The sequence below is a fragment of the Brevibacterium zhoupengii genome (genome assembly GCF_021117425.1).
GTDB classification, from domain to species: Bacteria; Actinomycetota; Actinomycetes; order Actinomycetales; family Brevibacteriaceae; genus Brevibacterium; species Brevibacterium zhoupengii.
In genome coordinates this window covers 1,668,390-1,687,849 of the sequence record NZ_CP088298.1, presented here as the reverse complement: position 1 = coordinate 1,687,849, position 19,460 = coordinate 1,668,390, and the positions used below count along the sequence as shown (strand labels likewise).

General features: G+C 60.4%; 19 protein-coding genes. 7 read left to right on the top strand and 12 right to left on the bottom strand.

Annotation, left to right across the window (positions count from 1 at the left end):
- Window positions 1–9 precede the first annotated feature (9 nt).
- From LQ788_RS07660 to LQ788_RS07640, 5 genes are all read right to left on the bottom strand, one after another.
- On the bottom strand, window positions 10–1,122 hold the full coding sequence (locus tag LQ788_RS07660) for an ABC transporter substrate-binding protein (protein ID WP_231446363.1): 1,113 nt from the start codon (window positions 1,120–1,122) through the stop codon (window positions 10–12).
- A 7-nt stretch (window positions 1,123–1,129) separates the two neighbouring features.
- On the bottom strand, window positions 1,130–1,741 hold the full coding sequence (locus LQ788_RS07655) for a helix-turn-helix domain-containing protein (RefSeq protein ID WP_231446361.1): 612 nt from the start codon (window positions 1,739–1,741) through the stop codon (window positions 1,130–1,132).
- Window positions 1,742–1,994: 253 nt separating this feature from the next.
- Window positions 1,995–2,597, bottom strand: a complete 603-nt coding sequence (locus LQ788_RS07650) for a PadR family transcriptional regulator (protein WP_231446359.1) — start codon at window positions 2,595–2,597, stop codon at window positions 1,995–1,997.
- A gap of 70 nt (window positions 2,598–2,667) precedes the next feature.
- Window positions 2,668–4,071, bottom strand: a complete 1,404-nt coding sequence (gene ligM, locus LQ788_RS07645) for a vanillate/3-O-methylgallate O-demethylase (protein ID WP_231446357.1) — start codon at window positions 4,069–4,071, stop codon at window positions 2,668–2,670.
- Window positions 4,072–4,145: 74 nt separating this feature from the next.
- Complete coding sequence (locus tag LQ788_RS07640) at window positions 4,146–4,997, bottom strand: methylenetetrahydrofolate reductase (protein WP_231446355.1); 852 nt, start codon at window positions 4,995–4,997, stop codon at window positions 4,146–4,148.
- 263 nt (window positions 4,998–5,260) lie between these two features.
- On the opposite strand from LQ788_RS07640, the gene LQ788_RS07635 reads away from it, so the two are divergent.
- Window positions 5,261–6,607 carry an MFS transporter gene (locus tag LQ788_RS07635; protein ID WP_231446353.1) on the top strand — a complete coding sequence of 449 codons (1,347 nt, stop codon included), beginning with the start codon at window positions 5,261–5,263 and terminating at the stop codon, window positions 6,605–6,607.
- A gap of 60 nt (window positions 6,608–6,667) precedes the next feature.
- Here LQ788_RS07635 and LQ788_RS07630 read toward each other — a convergent pair whose 3' ends face one another.
- The 4 genes from LQ788_RS07630 to LQ788_RS07615 form a co-directional block, all read right to left on the bottom strand.
- Complete coding sequence (locus tag LQ788_RS07630) at window positions 6,668–7,198, bottom strand: DUF3237 domain-containing protein (protein WP_231446351.1); 531 nt, start codon at window positions 7,196–7,198, stop codon at window positions 6,668–6,670.
- A gap of 64 nt (window positions 7,199–7,262) precedes the next feature.
- A complete protein-coding gene (locus LQ788_RS07625) occupies window positions 7,263–7,766 on the bottom strand; it encodes a DUF805 domain-containing protein (RefSeq protein ID WP_231446349.1) in 504 nt (167 codons plus the stop codon).
- A 183-nt stretch (window positions 7,767–7,949) separates the two neighbouring features.
- Window positions 7,950–9,338 carry an MFS transporter gene (locus tag LQ788_RS07620; RefSeq protein ID WP_231446347.1) on the bottom strand — a complete coding sequence of 463 codons (1,389 nt, stop codon included), beginning with the start codon at window positions 9,336–9,338 and terminating at the stop codon, window positions 7,950–7,952.
- Window positions 9,339–9,345: 7 nt separating this feature from the next.
- Window positions 9,346–10,365 carry an MBL fold metallo-hydrolase gene (locus LQ788_RS07615; protein WP_231446345.1) on the bottom strand — a complete coding sequence of 340 codons (1,020 nt, stop codon included), beginning with the start codon at window positions 10,363–10,365 and terminating at the stop codon, window positions 9,346–9,348.
- Window positions 10,366–10,491: 126 nt separating this feature from the next.
- On the opposite strand from LQ788_RS07615, the gene LQ788_RS07610 reads away from it, so the two are divergent.
- Entirely contained in the window at window positions 10,492–11,421 is a 930-nt protein-coding gene (locus tag LQ788_RS07610; protein WP_231446343.1) for a LysR family transcriptional regulator, read from the top strand.
- Window positions 11,422–11,557: 136 nt separating this feature from the next.
- Here LQ788_RS07610 and LQ788_RS07605 read toward each other — a convergent pair whose 3' ends face one another.
- Entirely contained in the window at window positions 11,558–11,740 is a 183-nt protein-coding gene (locus LQ788_RS07605; protein ID WP_096161631.1) for a hypothetical protein, read from the bottom strand.
- Between the two features lie 218 nt (window positions 11,741–11,958).
- Between LQ788_RS07605 and LQ788_RS07600 the strand changes: the two genes are divergently transcribed.
- On the top strand, window positions 11,959–12,207 hold the full coding sequence (locus LQ788_RS07600) for a hypothetical protein (RefSeq protein ID WP_231446341.1): 249 nt from the start codon (window positions 11,959–11,961) through the stop codon (window positions 12,205–12,207).
- An 82-nt stretch (window positions 12,208–12,289) separates the two neighbouring features.
- On the opposite strand, the gene thpD is transcribed toward LQ788_RS07600, so the two are convergent.
- On the bottom strand, window positions 12,290–13,195 hold the full coding sequence (gene thpD, locus LQ788_RS07595; RefSeq protein ID WP_231446339.1) for an ectoine hydroxylase: 906 nt from the start codon (window positions 13,193–13,195) through the stop codon (window positions 12,290–12,292).
- Window positions 13,196–13,342: 147 nt separating this feature from the next.
- Window positions 13,343–15,199, bottom strand: coding sequence for an acyl-CoA dehydrogenase (locus LQ788_RS07590; RefSeq protein WP_231446338.1), 1,857 nt, complete (start codon window positions 15,197–15,199; stop codon window positions 13,343–13,345).
- Between the two features lie 150 nt (window positions 15,200–15,349).
- Here LQ788_RS07590 and LQ788_RS07585 point away from each other — a divergent pair, with 150 nt between their 5' ends.
- The 4 genes from LQ788_RS07585 (at window position 15,350) to rraA (ending at window position 19,080) form a co-directional block, all read left to right on the top strand.
- On the top strand, window positions 15,350–16,714 hold the full coding sequence (locus LQ788_RS07585; RefSeq protein WP_231446329.1) for a dicarboxylate/amino acid:cation symporter: 1,365 nt from the start codon (window positions 15,350–15,352) through the stop codon (window positions 16,712–16,714).
- Between the two features lie 257 nt (window positions 16,715–16,971).
- Complete coding sequence (locus LQ788_RS07580; protein WP_231446327.1) at window positions 16,972–17,448, top strand: hypothetical protein; 477 nt, start codon at window positions 16,972–16,974, stop codon at window positions 17,446–17,448.
- 68 nt (window positions 17,449–17,516) lie between these two features.
- Window positions 17,517–18,542, top strand: a complete 1,026-nt coding sequence (locus LQ788_RS07575) for a D-cysteine desulfhydrase family protein (RefSeq protein WP_231446325.1) — start codon at window positions 17,517–17,519, stop codon at window positions 18,540–18,542.
- Window positions 18,543–18,612: 70 nt separating this feature from the next.
- Window positions 18,613–19,080, top strand: a complete 468-nt coding sequence (gene rraA / locus LQ788_RS07570) for a ribonuclease E activity regulator RraA (protein WP_231446323.1) — start codon at window positions 18,613–18,615, stop codon at window positions 19,078–19,080.
- The last annotated feature ends 380 nt before the right edge of the window (window positions 19,081–19,460 follow it).

Here is a 19,460-nt window from a genome sequence, read left to right as displayed (position 1 = left end):
CAGACTCACTCATTTATTGAGCCAATCTCCCCAGGCGGCGTAAAGCTCCTCTTGGTTCTTTCCCCAGTACTCGGCGTTCTGTGGAAGCGTCACGTCAAGCACTTCAGGTCGCGTGACGTTAAATTCTTTGGCTTCGCCTTCAAATTTCGGCTTGGAGTCCACATTGACGGGCGAATAGCTGGTCGCCTCCGCCATTTCCGCCTGCTGCTTCGCTCCCAATGCATAGTTGATGTAGGCATGTGCAGCGATCTTGTTCGGCGAGTCTTTGGCAATCGAGAAAGTATCGCTGGCAAGGAACCCTTGGTCCCAGACTGGTTTGAAGTTGGAGCCGTTTTTATTGGCTTCATAGATTCGGCCACTCCAGCCGAAGATCATATCGGCTTCGCCGGCTTGAGCCATCTGAGTCTGCTCAGCACCTGTCTGCCAGTATTTGACGTCCTTCTTGATGGTGTCCCATTTCTTCAAAGACCGTTCTGTGTCGAGGGGAAACAGATCGTCTGGCTTCACGCCATCAGCCAGCAGTGCTGCTTCGAACGTTCCAGCGGTAGCCGACGGACGGCCTTCAACGGCACGAGTGCCGGGGAACTTGTCCGTGTCGAAGAAGTCCTTCCAACCGGTTGGAGGATTGTCTCCGTATTTGTCTGCGTCATAGAACATCCCATAGACATAGACCAGAGATGGCAAGTAGCAGTCTCCTTGCGGAGTACCTTCCGGGATCTTGCTGGTATCGATCAGCGAGAGATCCAGCTTCTCAAACAGAGTTCCGCAGTTTGCGGCGTTCTGCGTGGGGCTTGCATTGATTGCGTCCCAGGACACGTTGCCGGAATCAACCTGTGCCTTGAGCTTGGCTGCATCCGTTGGACCGTCCGAAAGCACCTCTGCTCCGGACTGTTTGGCAAATGGTTCAGAGAAGGCCTTTGTCTGACCATCCTGGAACCCTCCGCCCCAGGAGACAAAGGTCATCGTCGTACCGTCCAACGACCCTTCGGCAACCTCACCGGCAACCGGATCCTTGAAATCCTCTGCGTTGATTTCGCTGGTGCTCTCGCCCCCTTGCATGCATGCGGTAAGGGCAAATGGCAATATCAGTGCTGCAGCAATTGCAGAATATCGTTTCATCATGATTCCTCTATTTCTTATGATTCTTGATCACTAAGAGAGCCCTGCTTGATGTCGGTCCTGGGTTGTAGACCGAGTTGGTTTGATCTGAAGCAAAGTCAAGGCTGTCACCGGCTTTGAGGAAGTGAACATCTGAGCCGATGTCGATGCCGAGGTACTCTGCCAAACAAATCCAAAGCTCGGTGCGATCGACTCCTGGAGGGACTCGCGTTCCAGTGCTTGAACCTGGTGGAAAGTCGAACAGGCAGACATCGACGTCTGCCATCTCCTCACGAGTGAGAACATATTTATCGACTCCGTTGTAGTCCAAGTGTCTGTATTCATCGAACCGCACGATTCGGCCGCTCGGCTGCTTTGCCGGGAACATATGGCCAATTGTTGTGCCGAGAGCAGCACACAATCGTGTCAGCGTACTGAAGGTGACATCTGTGTTGCCTCGCTCGAGCTGGCTGATAAACGAGGTGCTCAGTTGCGCTCTCGAAGCGAGCTCACTTTGAGTCATCCTCTGCGATGTGCGTAGCTTCTTGATGGATTCTGCAAGGGCCTGAGACGCATCACCGCCTGACATGTAAGGCTCACTCTGTTTGGCGGATTCTGGTGACAGTGAAGCGCTCTGAGCCATTTGCCCTCTTCCTCTTCGAAGTATGACAATAGTATGAAATAGATCACAGCTTTACAAGAGTGGCACTGTAGTTCTTTTACCCAGGTCGCAATCTCACTTAACTCTCGTGACGCCGACCCTAGAAGCCATAGCATCCGTAAGACAGAACGAATGAAGCCAAACCGCCGCTGTTACCTAGTCTTCGTTGACTGATCTTCTGACGACAGTCGGCAAGGAGTTTATGGCGTTCTTCTCGTTGCGATGCCTCGGGGCCCTATTGAGCGGCCTGCGCATCCTTTCGTTCGAGCCCCTGACTGAGCTTCAGCCCCCGCTTTGCCCAGTCGATCTCAGACCGGGCGCGGGCAGCCAGCCCTTCGTAGGCGAACTTCTTGTAGGCGATCGTCTCTTCACGATCTTCATCGGCTGTGACCGCCAGACGACGGTTCAGCATGGGCGATTCGAGAGCTTCGATGGTGGCGATCTCGTCTTCCCAAACCTTCAGCTCTGCTTGCCAGTGACTGATGTGGTCGTTGAGGAAGGCATAGACCGCATCTTGATCGGCCGACTCGAGGTAGGCGGCTCTCAGGTGGGCGGCATCGCGGGTGCGTTGGTACTTCAGCGGACCGTTCATCCACTCCGTGAAGGCAAGCTCCCCCGCCTCGGTGACATGGTAGACGCGGCGCATGCCTGCGGAGCCGCGGGTCTGCTCTTCGGCGATGATGAGCTCTTCGTTCGCCATCTTCCGCAGCTCCGGGTAGATCTGGGAGTCGGGTGCATGCCACACGTGGCCGACGGAGTGGGAGAACTGCTTCTGCAGCTCGTATCCGGACATCGGGCCGATGCGCAGCAGGGCCAACAGCGCGCTTCGGAGACTCATCGTGGTTCCTATTCTGTGAATCGGCGAGGGGGTCCAGGCGCACTGCCCGAACCCCCTCAGACTACAACTCTCAGGCGTCTTTGCCGGTGCGCCACCCGCCACGGTAGGTCTGGCGTGCAACCGTCGAATACGGAACGGGGCTGACGACGACGCCGACCTCGGTCTGCTCGTGCTTTTCCACCGAGGCCTTCGAGGTGCCGCCATCGGGTTCGCCCCAGACGACCTTGAGCTCAGCGCCTTCCGGAACATCAGGGTTGACCGTGGCCAAGGACAAACCTCGGCGTTCATTGGCCGAGTAGCCGGTGAACATCGAGAAGCCGACGACATTGCCATCGGCATCGACGACGGAGTCGTAGTTCGCCGAACCGTAGTTGGCCAAGGGCAGGTCGAAGTATTTGTAGTTCGGTCCATCGACATTGAGCGGCGACGCCAGCACTTCACCGAGATCATCGGCGTCCCAGGCCAGGGTCACCTTCTTGCGCTGGGCGGCAGGATCCATGGCCTCCAGAGCGCTGCGGCCGATGAAGTCGTGGTCGAACTTCACAAACGATCCGTAGCCGAGCTCCCATGGGGTCAGGTAGTAGTCCTCGATGTTGTCGGAAACAAACGATCCCGCCAGTGTGCCCGTGGCTTCGTAGCTGTCGGCGCCGAGCCATTCGCGGTAGCCGCGCTCGGCCTCTCCGGAGTAGATGGCCGGCAGCGGCGACGGGATCCAGCCCGACTCCAGGGTGTTCGACGGGTAGGCCCGCGCACCGACGGGCAGCAGACCGAACTCGGCACCAGCCTCGACGATGGCATCCCTGATCACGTCATGGTCCTCATAGGGTCCCCAGATTTCGAGACCCGGAGCTCCGGCCATGCCGTGGCGCAGGGTGCGAACCTGCTTGCCAGCGATGGACATGGTCGACATGTTGAAGAATTTCAGCTTCTCCAGCTCGCCGCCGTTGAGCTTTTCGATGATCGCCCAGGCGTTGGGACCCTGGATCTGGAAGCGGTAGTAGCGGCGGCTGACACTGTGTCCGTAGGGCCGTGATGGGGACCTGCGGTCGACCTCGATGTCGAGGTTCGAGTAGCCGCCGGTCTCACCGTGGTAGAGCAGCCAGTTCGATGCTGGCGAGCGCCCCACGTAGACGTACTCATCTTCGGCTTCGTGGAAGAGGATGCCGTCGCCGATGACGTGGCCGGATGCGGTGGTGGGCACGTACTGCTTGGCCTTGTTCACGGCGAACTTAGCCACGGAGTTGATCGCGGTGTCGGAGATCAGCTTGATGGCGTCGGAGCCTTTGAGGAACACGTTGTCCATGTGGTGCGACTGGTCGTAGAGGACAGCGGTCTCACGCCAGGCCTTCTGTTCCTTGATCCAGTTGGTGAAGTCGGCGGGGACGACCGGGTAGATGTAGGACCCGATCTGCGAATTGCGCAGATGGTCGACGGCATTGGTCGAATCGAGGATCTGCTGGAGATTGTCGGTCATGGTCGATGAACCTCTCTGTTCTTATCTCTGTGTGGCTGCTGTTGAGGCATGTGCGTATTCAGGCTTGGGCGTGTTCAGGCTTGGGTGGTGAAGTCTTGGACCCATTCGGCCGTGGCAGCGAGTCCGCCGAAGGTGTAGAAGTGGGTCTTCACTCCCGAGGACGCCGAGGTGATGGACTCATAGGAGGACAGATCGGTGAGGAATCTGTCCGGCCCGGCAGTGCCCAGGAGGTTCGTCAGCGAGAACCCGTACTTCTTCGCGATTCCCGCACTGGTGCCCACGCCGAAGCGGCGGGCATAGCCCAGGAGACGCTTGATGCCTGCAGGTCCGGGGGTGCCGATGCGAAGATCTGCCTCGATGCCGCGGCCGCGGACTTCATGGACCCAGGCCACGACCGCCTCGGCGTCGAAGGCGAACTGAGTGAGCACGACCTGGCCCAGTCCCTGTTCTGCCAGGGAAGCGCTCTTGGCTTCAATGTGCTCCCAGAGGGTTTCCGTTCTGATATCAGGATGGCCCTCGGGGTAACCGGCGATTCCCACCTCGCTCACGCCGTATTCCTGCAGAAGACCGGTGCGAATGACCGAGAGCGAATCGGAGTAGGGGCCTTCGGGAGTCGCCGGGTCTCCCCCGACGACGAAGACTCGGTCACTGGCCCCGGCCTGCCGCAGCGCATCGAGGAACTCGCGCAGCTCGGCCTCCGACTTCAGCCTGCGGGCAGAGATATGAGGGACGGGAACGAACCCGAGTTCGAGGACCTCCTTGGCAGCCTCAACACGCATCTGAAGATTCTCATTGCCGAGGAAGGTGACGTTGACGCGTGTTCCCTGCGGAATCGCATGAGCGGCCTGCTGGAGGCTGGGGACATCTTTGCCTGTCATCTCCAGGGAGAAGTCGTCGAGCACCTGGGTTGCGGTCGTTGCCTCCACGTGGTGATTCCTTTCATGAACACTGCGATGGGTTCTTGGAATCACTATAGACATAGGCATTTACCTATGTCCATAGGCAAACCGTCACCCGCTGGTGAATTCTCTGCTGGTGGCATCTGGGCGCGGTCGACCTGCTGGGCAAGACGAAACCATTGCCTGCGACTCACGTCGCTGATACTGTGCTGATCGTCACGCTTTACCTATCGTCATAGGTATCCCGCAATGATGCGGGTGCTTACCTCACCACAGAATCGGAGTATGCGGTGGACCTGCGCGAACGAATCAACACCTCACGGATGTCGGCCTATCAGTGGCTGATCGTCGGCATCTGCACCCTCCTCAACGCACTGGATGGCTACGACGTCCTCGCGATCTCCTTCTCATCGAACCAGGTCACCGAGGAATTCGGGCTCTCGGGAACAGCACTCGGGCTCGTTATGAGTGCGGCGCTTCTGGGTATGGCGATCGGCGCTCTGGTCTTGGGTCCGGTTGCGGACCGGATCGGGCGACGGAACATGACGATTGTGGCTCTCATCGTCAATATCTGCGGTCTCTTCCTCTCCGCCACCGCCACCTCGGCGACTCAGCTGGGAATCTGGCGCGTCGTCACAGGACTGGGAATCGGCGGCATCCTCGTGGGCACCAATGTCATCTGCGCGGAATACGCCACTCGCAAACGTCGCGGCTTGGTCATCAGCATCTACACCGCCGGCTACGGCATCGGCGCAGCACTCGGCGGGTCTGTCATGATCTCGCTCATCGCCACGTCAGGCTGGAGGTCGGTCTTCGTCCTGGGCGGAGTCATGGCCTCGATCTCCCTGGTTCTCGTATTGCTGCTCATTCCCGAATCGCCGTCCTATCTCTACAATCGACGACCCGAGAACGCGCTGAAGAAGCTCGGCGTGATTGCCCGCAGGCTCGGTCACAGTGATCCGGTTGAACTCACCGGCACCCCCGTCGTCGAAACCGGCGAATCGGGCGACACCGGAATCATGTCGCTGTTCAACCGGCGCAACCGCCGAGTCACCGTCGTCGTCTGGGCAACGTTCTTCATCGTGATGTTCGGCTTCTACTTCGTGAACTCATGGACCCCACGACTGATGAATGAAACAGGGCTGACCGACACTTTGTCGATGGTCGTCACCGTCGGACTGACCTTGGGTGGGGCCATCGGCTCGGTCGTCTTCGGACTCTTCACCTCACGCTGGTCGACCCGATCGGTGCTGATGTGCTTCTCTGTCATGGCCGCGATCCTCATGGCCGTCTTCATCTTCACGGCGCACTGGATTGCGCTCGTCGTCATCGTCGGCGTCTTGGTGGGTATGTTCAGCAACGGCTGCATCGCCGGTCTCTACGTCTTGACCCCTCAGTCCTACTCGTCGTCGCTGCGCTCGACCGGCGTGGGCTGGGGTATCGGCATCGGCCGTTTCGGCGCAATCATCGCTCCGACCGCCACAGGTGCTCTGCTCGATGGCGGGTGGAGCCCGCAGGCGATCTACGTCTTCGTCGGCGTAATTCTGCTCTTGGCCGCTGTCGTACTGCTGGGCATGCGTGGAGTCGATGTCGAAGCGAACCGTCGTCCGGACGCCAGGGAGACTGCAGCGGCGTGACGGTCAGGTCATCGGCCCGGTGTCTGTGACACTGGCTGGTGCCAGCGGAGTTGGCAGGTGTCAGTGAACCTGGAAGATTTCGATGCGCACGCCGTTGGGGCTGCGTACTCCGGAGCCGATGAATAGGACGTCGCTGAGCCAGGCGTAGGGACTGTCCTGATCGGCGCTCAATCGCGGTACGCAGCGAAAGTAGATACGCTCGGGGTCGACCTGTTCGCCGTTCATCAGCTTGTTCAGATCGCTGCTGCTTCCGGTGCGCAGTGCCCGATTCTCTACGAGGATGTGGTGCCCGTCGTCGGTCTTCAGGACGTAGTCGGCGGCAAGGTAGGCCACGGTGTCGCTGGGGTACTGCTGAAAGTCGGCACCGGCGTCAAGCACCTCTCCGCTGAGTCCCGGACCGGAGACTCGACCACCGCGGATGGGGACGACCTTCCGCAGGCCGTCAACCGTGGTGCCGATGGTGATCGGTGCGTCCACATCAACGTCGATGGTCGCCAAGTAGGACAGCTCTGGCGCGGTGATGTCACTCAGAGATGGTGCGGACGGCACGCCGGAGCCTGAGGCGTCGAAGTTCTCGGATTGCTGGGTCAACGGTTCGTCTCCTCGGGATGGCTTACGGCGGCACTCACAGTGGCCTCGACGTGAGCGTATACCGTCAGCGCTTGTCGAATCGCTGTCCAGCGGGATTGCTCGACAGCAGGAAGAGAACGAACAACGTGATCGAGCCCAGGATTGGGACGAGCCCGAGAAGAACGAACCACCCGCTCAAGCCCACGTCATGGAGCCTGCGCACGCTGAGGCTGATGGTCGGCAGAATCGTCGCGAGGAAGTACACCAGCAGAAACGTACCGATCAGCCCTGCCCCTATGCTGACTTCGGTGATGACACCACCAAAGTGACTCACCCCGGCTGTCGTGATCTGGGTGGCCCCGGCCAACGCACCACCCACGCCGTAGACAACGGTGCTGAGCAGCACGATCCACCAGTATTCGCTGCGGCTTGCTCGTCCGAAGAACACCGCGTACTTACAGAAGTAACGCCGTATCGCCGCGACCGGTGAAGCACCTGGAAGCGGAGTGTAGGTACCCAGCAGAGTGCTGTCAGCAGTCGCCTGCACAAGCGTGCTCGCATAGTCCCGTGGAACGGAGAGGTGAGTCATATATAAACACTACAAGCAGGGTTGTCGTGTGACGTGGGAAACACGATCAAATTCTTCGGCCGTTCGACGAAGTTCGTGCAAAGTTCACGTGCGGTGTTCATGTGCAACTGCCAGAGCTCCATCCGATTGGAGAGCGGATGGCGTAAGCCCACACGATGCCGACCAGATCCAGTCGGCGCCGGGTCACACCGCAGTTCGCTGCGCCTTGGTTATTGCCGGTGTGCCTCCTGTCTCCGGTTCCGACTCTGGCTCGACTGGTTCGGAATCCTCAGCAAAAGGGCGGCTCTTGAATACGGCAACTGCACCGATGACTGCGATCACAGCCCACACTCCGCCGATCAGATACGGCCCCGTGCCGGGAACGAGGATCAGCGCCGAGGCGACCATCGGGGACAGGCCTGCACCCAGGGCCGCCGCCAGCTGGTAGCCTGCCGAGGCACCGGAGTATCTGACCTGTGGTGGAAACAACTCGGAGACGTAGGCCGCGATCGGTCCGTAGCACATGCCCTGGACGATGCCATTGCCCAGAATGATGGCAAGTGCGTACTGATGGATCTCGCCGCTGACGATCAGGAGGACGATCGGCACCGCGAGCACCACTGCCACGATATGCGCTCCGATCAGCGTCCGTTTGCGGCCGAGGCGGTCGCTGAGACGAGCGACTACGAACGTGACGATCAGAGTGATCAGGGCCCCGAGCGCTTTCCAATTGAGCACTTCGGACTTGTCCTCGCCTGCCGCCACTGCGACGGAGACGCCCCAGACGGTGGTCAGTCCCTGCGAGACGTAGATGGTCATTGTGGCCAGTAGGGCAATGAGCACCTGCTTCTTGTAACGAGCGAAGACTGTCAAGAGTGGCACCTTCCGCTCCTCGCTTTCGGATTCGAGCTGTTGGAAGGCCGGTGTCTCGCTGACTTTGAGTCGGATGACGAGTCCGACGACGATGAGTACCGCAGACAGAAGGAAGGGCAGTCGCCACCCCCATGTGGCGAAGCCATCGCCGGTGAGTGTCGCGGTCATTGACAGAACGAGGGTCGCGAGGATGGCGCCGGCGGGCCCTCCGGCGTTCGCGAAAGCCGCGGCTAAACCTCGGCGCTTCTTGGGCGCATGCTCCAAGGCCATGAGAGCTGCTCCTCCCCATTCTCCGCCGACTGCTACGCCTTGGATGATGCGCAGGATGAACAGTGAGATTGGTGCGATCACCCCGATGGATGCCGTTGGTGGCATGAGTCCGATGATGACGGTGACTGTTCCCATCATGATCATCGAGACAATGAGCGCCTTCTTGCGGCCTACCTTGTCACCGAAGTGACCGAAGATGACCCCGCCGAGTGGCCGGGCCAGATACCCTGCCGCCAGCGTGCTGAAGGAGGCGAAGAGGGAGAGGCCGGGGCCAAGGCCGGCGAAGAAGAGTTGTGCGAAGACGATCGAGGATGCTGTGGCATAGAGGATGAAATCGTAGAACTCGATCGCGGATCCGACAAAGCTCGAGGCCAGGATTCGGCGCATCTCCGGAGTTCGAAGTGAGGTCTGCAGACCGTCGGAATCGACAACGTCATTGTTGTTCGTCATGGTGTGTTCAGCTCCTGATAGTCGCGTTGGCAGGTGTGGTTACGGAAACGGAGTCGAGGTCTTCGGGAACGAGGAATGTTCCGGTGAATTGTTCGCTCCCCCGGGACCAGACGGAATCGTCCGCTGATCCGGGGACAAGGTGATGAAGGGCCAGCGTTCGTGCCCCGGCGGCGTCGGCGATGCGGATCGCCCCATCGACAGAGGTGTGCGATTTGTAGTGATGATCGCGTGAAGCGATACCTTCTGCATCGGTCCGATGGCTGTACTTGTCCTCCACCCAGCTGAAGTCGATGGCCTCGTGCAGGAGCAGATCGGTGTCCTGGGCCAACCGCACCATGTTAGCGGTTTCGCAGGTGTCACCGGAGACGGTCACAGATCCGAATTCGCTGTCGAAGCGGAAAGCGAACGCCGGTGCGATGGGTGGGTGCTCGACCAGGATCGCGGAAACGGTAACCAGATCGTCTTCGAAGACGACGAACGGTTCCATATCAGGGGTCGGATGGTCATTCGGGTGGTAGCCGACCTCGGCGGGAACGTTGATGTCTCGGGGATCGAACAGCAGTTTCGGTGACGGGCGCAGGGAATCGAAGACCCGGTCGTTGAGGTCCGTGGCATAGGCCTCGACAATGCTGGTGAACATGTCCGCGACACCAGGGGTCGGATTGTGCGGAGAAACGGGCTCTGGAGCTGTCACCGCGCGTGAGGATACGGGCGGAAGCTCACCGCGCCGCCCCGGACCGATGAGAGGAACCGGATCACCGACGCGCTCCTGGAGCTCGTGCATTCCGAAGACGATGAGGGAGGGCAGATCGATCGTATGGTCCGAGTGCAGGTGGGTGATGAAGACTCCCCCGAGATCGGCGAGATCCAATCCTGCCTGCCGAACCCTGCGCCCCACTCCGTGTCCGGCATCGACAAGGTAGAACCGGTCATCGACAACGACCGCGGTCGAGATTCCCGCTCGGTCCTTGGCGTCACCTTTCCACCATCGCGGACCTCCCGCGGTCCCCAGGGTGATGACTTTCATCTTTGAACTGTCCATTGTGAGATTGCCTCGTGCTTCATTGCTCAGGTCGGTTGACTCAGCCCAGTCTTCCGCGGCACGATCAAAAAGAAAATCAAAATATTATCGGCATAAACATAGGTAAAAACGATGAAGGACATCACGCTCCGCCAGATCGAGTACTTTCTCGCCGTACTTGATCGGGGATCTCTCAGCGCCGCGGCTGCTGCATCGAATGTGTCACAGGCGACTGTGTCGGCAGCCCTCAGTCAGCTCGAAAAGCAGTTGAACGTCACACTTATCGCCCGGGGACCTGCCAGGCGTGCTCGACCGACGAGCGCCGGCCGTGAATTCGGAATCCGGGCCAGGTCGATCCTGGCTACTGTCACCGAAGCTGTCGAGTCGGTCAATGAAGACTCCGCTGTTCTTCACGGACCGTTGCGCATCGGATGCATTCCCACGGCAGCGCCGAGGATGCTTCCCGGCACGGCGTCGTGTTTCGAACGGCAGTTTCCCGACATCGACATCAGCTTCGTCGAGGCCCATCCGACTACGATTCAGCAGATGATCCTGGCGGGTGAGGTCGATCTGGCTGTGATGTACCGCAAGCAGGTGCAGATCGAAGGATTAAAGAAACATCCGTTGTCAGAAGTTCAGCTGCACGCATTGGTTTCGGCCGATCATCCGCTAGCGAAGCGTCGAGGAGTCGATATCGCTGAGCTCGTCGGTGACCCGCTCATCCTCCTTGACTCCCCTCCGACAGCAGATCTGCTCGTCGGGCAGATCCGTGGTTTGGGGCATGAACCGAACGTCAGGTGGTTGCTGCCCAATGCCGAGACAATCCGGTCGATGGTCGCCTGGGGGCTTGGCTTCTCCTTGGCGAACGCGGTGCCCCACCCGGATATCCGTTCGTTCCAGGGCATGGAGGTCACATACCTGCCGGTGAACAATCCCGAGTTCTCGAACACCATCGTGGGAGTTACCGTGGAAGACTCGCGAATGCTGAAGAAGGTGACGACGGCGCTGGACGTGCTCAGACAAGTCGCGGAAGACACAGCCCCATCGAATTGGGCGAAGTAACCACCGTATGCAGTAAAGCCGGCACCGATGGCTGCGACCCGGCTGACGAGCTGTCGCGGAGGAGTCATTGCCTGACTCTCCGCGACAGTCGACTCGCCGGTGTGGCGCCGCGATCGTCGTTTCAGCGGCGGGACCGTCAGTAGTGTCCTGGTGGATCACTGGCGGGGAATGATTCGTCTTCCCATTCGTCGACCATCTTGTCGTCGTGGTCGTGACGGCTCTGTGCGGACTCGGAACGTTCAGCGGAACCCTCGGTCGCCTCGGCGGGGAAGGTTGAGGACTCGTCCTGCCCGTTCTCTGGCTGATGATTCTCAGACATGGCTGCACCTCCCCTCGGATGTCAGTGCTCGAACTTGGTATCACCATCATGCGCGTTCAAACACCTTTCCGATACGTCAGATCCAAGTTTTTCATGAACCGTTTCGAACACGTTGTCCACGATGACAGCACCAGCAGCAGCGCGACAGGCCCACGTTCAGCGCATCTCGGAGTAGCATGAGGGCCACGGACGATCTGAGTAGAGCGAGGTGTTGAGACATGAACAATGATCACGATGAGCAGAACAAGACCGAGAAGATCAATGAGAAGCTCGAAGAGGTAGGTTCGAAAGCCGTCGGTCCGAACGTCTCCTACGGTGCGACCCCCGGGTACGTCGAAGAACACGGTGAAGAGGATGCTCAGGCCGCTGCCGAGGGCGAGGGTGTGAAGCTCTACCGCAATCCGGACGGCTCGCATGAGGCCGTCGACGAGTCCAAGGTCGATCCGGAAGACGGCTCAAACGACTGAGACGAGCTCAGCCGACTGACGAAACCATGCCCCAACGGGCGAAGCCCGGCACCTGATCATCCAGGTGCCGGGCTTCATCATGTCAGGAACCGGCCGGCGTGAAATCCGTGCTGCCGACGAACTCGGGGCGCGGATTCGGTGCGGCGAAGGGTTCGACGCATGTGTTCTCCACCGAGTTGTAGACGATGAAGATGTTCGACCTCGAATACGGGGTGACATTCCCGTTCGAGGCGTGCATGCAGTTGGAGTCGAACATGACCGCGCCACCGGCGGGACCCTCGAGGACATCGATGCCGTATTCGTCAGCGAAGTCACTCAATGTCTGCGGATCGGGGGTGCCCGCGCCCTGCATGACCAGTGACTTCTTGTAGTTGTCCTCCGGGGTGCCGCCGACGCAGCTGATGTAGCGCTGATGCGAACCCGGCATGATCATCAGCGGCCCGTTGAACGAATAGTTGTCCGTCAACGACAACGACAAGCTCACGGCCCGCGGCTCGGGCATGCCATCCTCGGCATGCCAGGTCTCGAAGTCAGAGTGCCAGGAGAATTCCTTGCCCACGAAACCGGGCTTGTAGTTGATGCGACTCTGATGGATGTAGACCTCGGAGCCCAGCAGCTGTTCGGCTCGCGCAACTACCCTGGGATCATTGGCGATCTTGGCGAAGATCTTGTTGCTGCGGTGGATGTCGAAGATCGACCTGACTTCGTTGGACTTCGCCTCGACAATGGTGGCGTCATCGTCCTTGACCTTCGGGTCATTGGCTAGACGGTGCAGCTCGGCCCGGAACGTGTCGAGTTCCTCCGGGGTGATGAGCTCGTCGATGGTGAGATAGCCCTTGTCGTCGTAGTGCTGCAGCGACTTCGCATCGAGAGGTCCCTGTTCGACCGAACCGTAGGCGATCGGGCCCCTGCGATCCAGGACTTCAGTCCTCTCGCCGGTGCGAGTGGGGTAGAGATCCGTGGTTGTCGATGGTGAGATTACAGTCATCAGTCTCCTTCCTCGGATTGGACGAATGCCTCGCCGCTCCGGGACAGGATCTGTGGGAACGACAGAAACATTCCGCTTGTGCCGCCACCGTAGCAAGGGGATCACTTTGGCGAAAGTCTCCACCGAGGCTTCATGGCCGCAGGAGTCTCACAAGCAGGTGTCGTCGAGTCCGGTGAACGTCGTCGGACCGGTCTCCACCAGGTCGAACCAGGGTTCGGTCTGCGGCAGTTCGTGGATGAAGAAGTAGCGAGCGGCCGCGATCTTGCCGCGCAGCAGCGTTGAGTCACCACGCGACGCAGCGGCAGCCTCGGCGGCCATGCCCTGCTGCAGCCACAGCCAGGCGATGACCGTGTGCCCGACCGCCTCGAGGTAGGTCCACGCATTCTCCAACGCATGGACGGGATCCCCGGACTTCCAGACGGCGGCGGTCACGGTCTCGATGCGCTCGATTGCTGCGGCCAGCGCCGCGGATTCGTTAGTCCATGAGGTAGTAGCGTCCGCCTCGACGAGGGTGGAGCGCATCTCCTCCACGAGAACCTTCAGTCCTTCTCCCCCGCCCATGATGACTTTGCGGCCGAGGAGATCCTTGGCCTGGATGCCGTGTGTGCCCTCATGGATCGGGTTGAGTCGGTTGTCGCGGAAGAGCTGCTCGACGGCATGGTCACGGGTGTAGCCGGCTCCGCCGAGGACCTGAATCGCGTGATCATTGGCCTTCAGTCCCCAGACGCTCGGCCAGGTCTTCACGATCGGAGTGAGCACGTCGAGGAGGAGTGCTGCACGAGCACGCCCGGACTCGGTGCCAGCGGTTTCGGATTCGTCGAGGAGTCTGGCGGCGTAGAGGATGAGTCCCAGGCCTCCTTCGACGTAGCTCTTCGAGGACAGGAGCATGCGGCGCACATCGGCGTGTTCGATGATCGGCACCTGCGGGGAGTCTTTGCCGCGGCCGTCGTCGGAGCGGCCTTGGCGGCGTTCACGTGCGTAGCGCAGGGCGTCAAGATAGCCGTGGTAGCCGAGCGCGACGGCACCGGCGCCGACACCGATGCGTGCGGAGTTCATCATGTGGAACATGTAGTTCAGGCCCTTGCCGCGCTCCCCCACGAGGTAGCCGACGGCACCGGCTGAACCCTGGGGTGTGTGCGTACCCTCGCCGAAGTTGAGCAGCGTGTTCGTCGTCCCGCGCCAGCCCATTTTGTGGTTGAGTCCCGAGAGCACGACGTCATTGCGTTCGCCGATGCTGCCGTCGCTGTCGACGAGGTGTTTGGAGACGATGAAGAGGCTCAGCCCCTTGGTTCCGGGTCCGTCACCCTCGGCGCGGGCGAGGACGAGGTGGACGATGTTCTCAGACAGTTCGTGGTCGCCGCCGGAGATCCACATCTTCGTCCCATGCACCCGAAAGGTGCCCTCTGGCCCTTCGGGATCGGGCACGGCACGCGTGGTGACGTCTCCGAGCGAGGAACCGATGTCGGGTTCGGACAGGCACATGGTGCCGAAGAATCTGCCTTCGATCTCGGGGAGGACGAAGGTCTCAATCTGTTCCTGCGTCCCGTATTCGAGCAGCAGGCTCGCATTGGCCATGGTCAGCATCGGGTAGCTCGAGGTCGCGATATTGGCCGCTTGGAACCAGGTGAAGCAGGCCGTGGCCACGGTCTGGGGCAGTTGGATGCCTCCGACTTCTTCGTCCATGGTCGCCGAGAGCAATCCGACCTCGGCGAAGCGGTCGAGAGCGGTCTTGATCTCGGGGATGAGGGTGACGCGCTCACCGTCGAAGGTGGGTTCGTTGAGATCGGACTTTCTGGCGTGCGGAGCGAAGTGCTCCTTGGCCAGTTCTTCGCTGGCGGCCAGCACCGAGTCGAAGGTCTCACGGGAATGTCCGGCGAATCGCTCGCGTTCGCAGAATGCGTCGACGTGCAGCCAGTCATAGAGGAGGAACTGAATGTCTGCCGCCGAGAGCAGAGAGTCGGTGGTGGCCGGTGGGACAACATTGTCCAGGTTCTGATCGTTCACGGAGCTCAGTCTAAACTAATTGATCGTTAAGTACAGGTGTTTGGACCGGTCCGGCCCGAGGTCGCTCTTTCCACTAGGATCTCCTGGGCAGTTCTCCTTGTCACCATGGGCTGCCGCGCAGGTGAGATATTCCCGGAAAGGTCGCTCCTCATGCCCAACAACACTGGCCCTTCAGCCACCAGTACGAACAGTTCGAACGACAGCACCCCACCACAATCGACATCGAGGCTCGGCCAGATCCTGCGCAACTATCGGTTTCCGCTGCTCATCCTCACCGGCGTCGTCATCGGTGCGATCATCGGGCTGATCTTCGGCGAGAAGGCCACGGTCATCAGACCCTTCGGCACACTGTTCATCAACATGATGTTCACCCTCGTCGTGCCGCTGGTCTTCTTCTCCATCTCCTCGGCGGTGGCGAGCATGTCCTCGGCCACCAGGCTGGGCAAGATCCTTGGCAGCATGCTCGGCATCTTCGCCATCACCGGCATCATCGCCTCGTTCGTGATGATCGCGGCCCTGTGGATCACCAAGGCCACCGAGGGCGTCAAGGTCGAGATGACCCAACCCGAGGACGTCGAGGAGGTCGGGTCGATCGGTGATCAGCTAGTGTCGACCTTCGTTGTCGATGACTTCTCGAAGATCCTCTCCGCCGAGCACATGCTCGCCCTGATCGTCTTCGCCGTCATCGTCGGCATCGCCACCTCCAAGATCGGTGCGGCCGGCAAACCCTTCGCCCAGTTCCTCCATTCCGGGTCCGAGGTCTTCCTCAAATTCACCTCGATCATCATGTACTACGCCCCGATCGGCCTGGGCGCCTACTTCGCAGCTCTGATCGGTGAGCTCGGGGCACAGCTGGTCGGTGACTACGTCCGCGCCTTCCTCGTCTACTACCCCGTGGCCATCGTCTACTTCGTTGTCGCCTTCACCCTCTATGCCTTCCTCGCTGGCGGCCGGCGCGGGATCTCTGCGTTCTGGTCGAACATCATCGAACCGACGGCGATCTCCTTGGGCACGTCCTCCTCGGTGGCGGCGATCCCGGCCAATCTCCGAGCGGGCAAGCGCATCGGCGTGCCCCGCGATATCCGGGAGACGATCATTCCGATCGGGGCGACGATCCACATGGAGGGCTCGAGCCTGTCCGCGATCCTCAAGATCGCCTTCCTCTTCGCCGTCTTCGGACGCGATTTCTTCACCCCCGGCAATATCCTCATCGGCATCGCCGTGGCACTGCTGGCCGGGATGGTCATGGCAGGCATCCCCTCGGGCGGCTTCATCGGCGAGCTGATGATCATCACCCTCTATGGCTTCCCCGCCGCGGCACTTCCCATCATCCAGATCATCGGCACCGTCATCGATCCCCCAGCGACCACTGTCAACTCGGTCGGTGACCAGGCCAGTTCCATGATGGTCGCCCGCGTCCTGGACGGGAAGGATTGGATGGACAAGTCCGATGACGACGCCTCCGAGGAATCGGAGATCGCCCTCGCCGAGGTGGCTTCGACCGAAAAATCTTGATCACGATCCGATTTCGACATCGTCCTTGAAAGCCTCCTTGTCGGACTCCCAAATCATCTTTTCCACAAGGATCCATGCAAATATCTCAAAGCTGCGATCTCATCGCAATGTGAAGTTCGCAGAACTGCAACAGTCACTGAGCGTTTTCTCAGGGACCGTTGTTCGTCGCTCACCTGCGATGACGATAATCATCGTGATCGATGACTATCTCTGACAGGCACCAGCACTGTCAGCCACCAGCAGGAGGCAAGGACGCCATGACCACCACCATTCGCAGACACGCAGCAGCATTGGCCATCGCCGCGATCGCCGGGATTGCCGGAGTCGGGGTGACCGGCGGATCCGCGCTGGCTGCAACGCACTCCCCAGCAGATGCCGGGTCGAGCCCTGAGGTCAGTGTTGCCGTCGGCGCGCACAGCGATGGTCATCCGACGAATGCCTCCGGCTACGCGGACGCGCTTGTGAAGGCGTGGGGTGTCGGCTCTGAGGAGGAAGTCAACGAGTATGCCACGCCCGGCGTGGTCAAAGCACTGTCTGAGCATGGTGACGTGTTTGCGACGCAGTGGGATCGCATCGCCGCAGACGGGTCCGGGGAATCATCCTCCGTGGTCTACCAGAACAAGGTCACCAAAGAATTGCTGACCTTCAGCGTCAACAATGAAGGCGCCACACATGGCCTGCACCCGGCTGTTCACCATGTCCAGTTCAAAGACGCCACCCACCCGTCACTCTGAGCCTGCCGTCTCACTGACCGGCTCTCAAAGATCCTGCCGAGAGCCTGTGGCAAGTAGACTCGGGAACCATGGTTGACCTCAACACACTGCCCCGCCGCCGGTACACCAACGGACCCACCGCGCTTGACCATCTCGAGCGTCTGAGCAGGCAGTTGGGCGGGCCGCAGATCTGGATCAAGCGTGATGACCAGCTGGGACTGACCCAAGGCGGGAACAAGACCCGCAAACTCGAGTTCCTCATCGCTGATGCCCTGGCCCAGGGTGCCGACACCCTCGTCACCGCAGGCGGGGTACAGTCCAATCACTGTCGACTCACCCTCTCTGCCGCCAGTCGTGAAGGGCTCGAGTGCCACCTGGTCCTCGAAGAAGACCTCGGTTCCGATGGTGCGCCGATCCCAGCAGACGCTGGCGGGAATCCTCCGGAGCACACGGGCAATTTCCTGCTCTTCGACCTCCTCCGCGCGGACTCGGTTGAAGTCCACCCCAACGGCAGTGACCTCATTGCTCGCGCCCACGAGTTGGCTGGCGAGCTCAAGGCCCAGGGGCGCAATCCGTATGTCATCCCAGTCGGTGGCTCGAACGTCACCGGCGCCCTGGGCTATGTCGATTGTGCGCAGGAGCTGCTCACCCAGTTCGCCGAGGTGGGCCTGGACGTCTCGTCGATCGTGACCCCGAGCGGGTCTGTTGGGATGCAGGCCGGACTCATCGTCGGCCTGCACAGTGCCGACAGTCAGATTCCGGTGGTCGGCATCAACGTCAGCCGCTCGCAGGAGGAGCAGGAACCGAAGATCGTGGGCCTCGTCGACGAGCTCGCCGCATTCCTCGAACTCCCACCAGTCCCCCGCGAACGCAGTCTCGGCCTCGGCGACTACTTCGGTACCGGGTACGCCCTGCCGACCCCAGAAATGGTCGAAGCCGTGCGGCTCTTTGCCCAGACCGAGGGAATTCTCCTCGACCCGGTCTACACAGGGAAGGCCGCGGCAGGTCTCATCGACCTGGTCCGGCAAGGACGGTTCGGGACCGACGATCACGTGGTCTTCATCCATTCGGGTGGAGTGCCTGGACTCTATGCTCGGGCCGGAGCATTCGCATAGTCTGGAGCCAACGACGAACGTCTTCTCAAACAATCCGCTTGCGTGACTCACCTACCTGGAGGACACCACCATGACAGTCTCGACCGCCGATCTCTGGGACGAACGCGGACCAGAGCTGGATTCTATTGCCCTGAACTTCGGTGACTTCGGCGCCAAGGACTCATTCTCCGGTCCGGCCCGAACCGTTCGCTGCTACCAGGACAACGCACTGGCGAAGTCGACGCTGTCCCAGCCCGGCGATGGTGCCGTACTCATCATCGACGGCGGCGGCTCGATCGCTACTGCCCTGATGGGTGACATGATCGCCGAGCTCGCTGTGAGCAACGGTTGGGCCGGAGTCGTCATCAATGGAGCCGTCCGCGACCGAGTGGCGCTGTCGTCCATGGGCTTGGGCATCAAGGCCCTGGCCAGCAACCCGCGCAAGAGTGCCAAGACCGGCGAGGGAGATCTCGACGTCACCCTCGAGATCGGCGGCGCCACCATTCGCCCCGGCGCTATGGTCTTCGCCGACCCCGATGGTGTTGTGGTGGAGAAGTAGGGGTGGGCAGGAAACGGCGCGAGATCAGGTACTTTCCCGATCATGGGAGGAAGCATCCGCTATGGGAAAGCGGCACCGACAAATATGCGATGGACCCCTGTGACTACGACCTGTCCGATGGACTTTCATCCGGGTTGAGGGAGTTGATGAGGTTCTGGAACGCACATTTCACGGATTCGCACGGTCCAAGTTTCGAGTGGGACTCGGCTGAGAACGAGCAGCATTATTGGGAGGAAGGCGATCGGCTCCTTGAGCAGCTGCGCTCTGAGGTCGCAGACATAGCTGTCGTCAGCGATGAGCGGCACGACTAGAGCCACTTGTGCATCGCAGTGGAGCCTTGCCGAACGTGCCCTCGGTTCGATTCTGGTGGCATGAGAGAC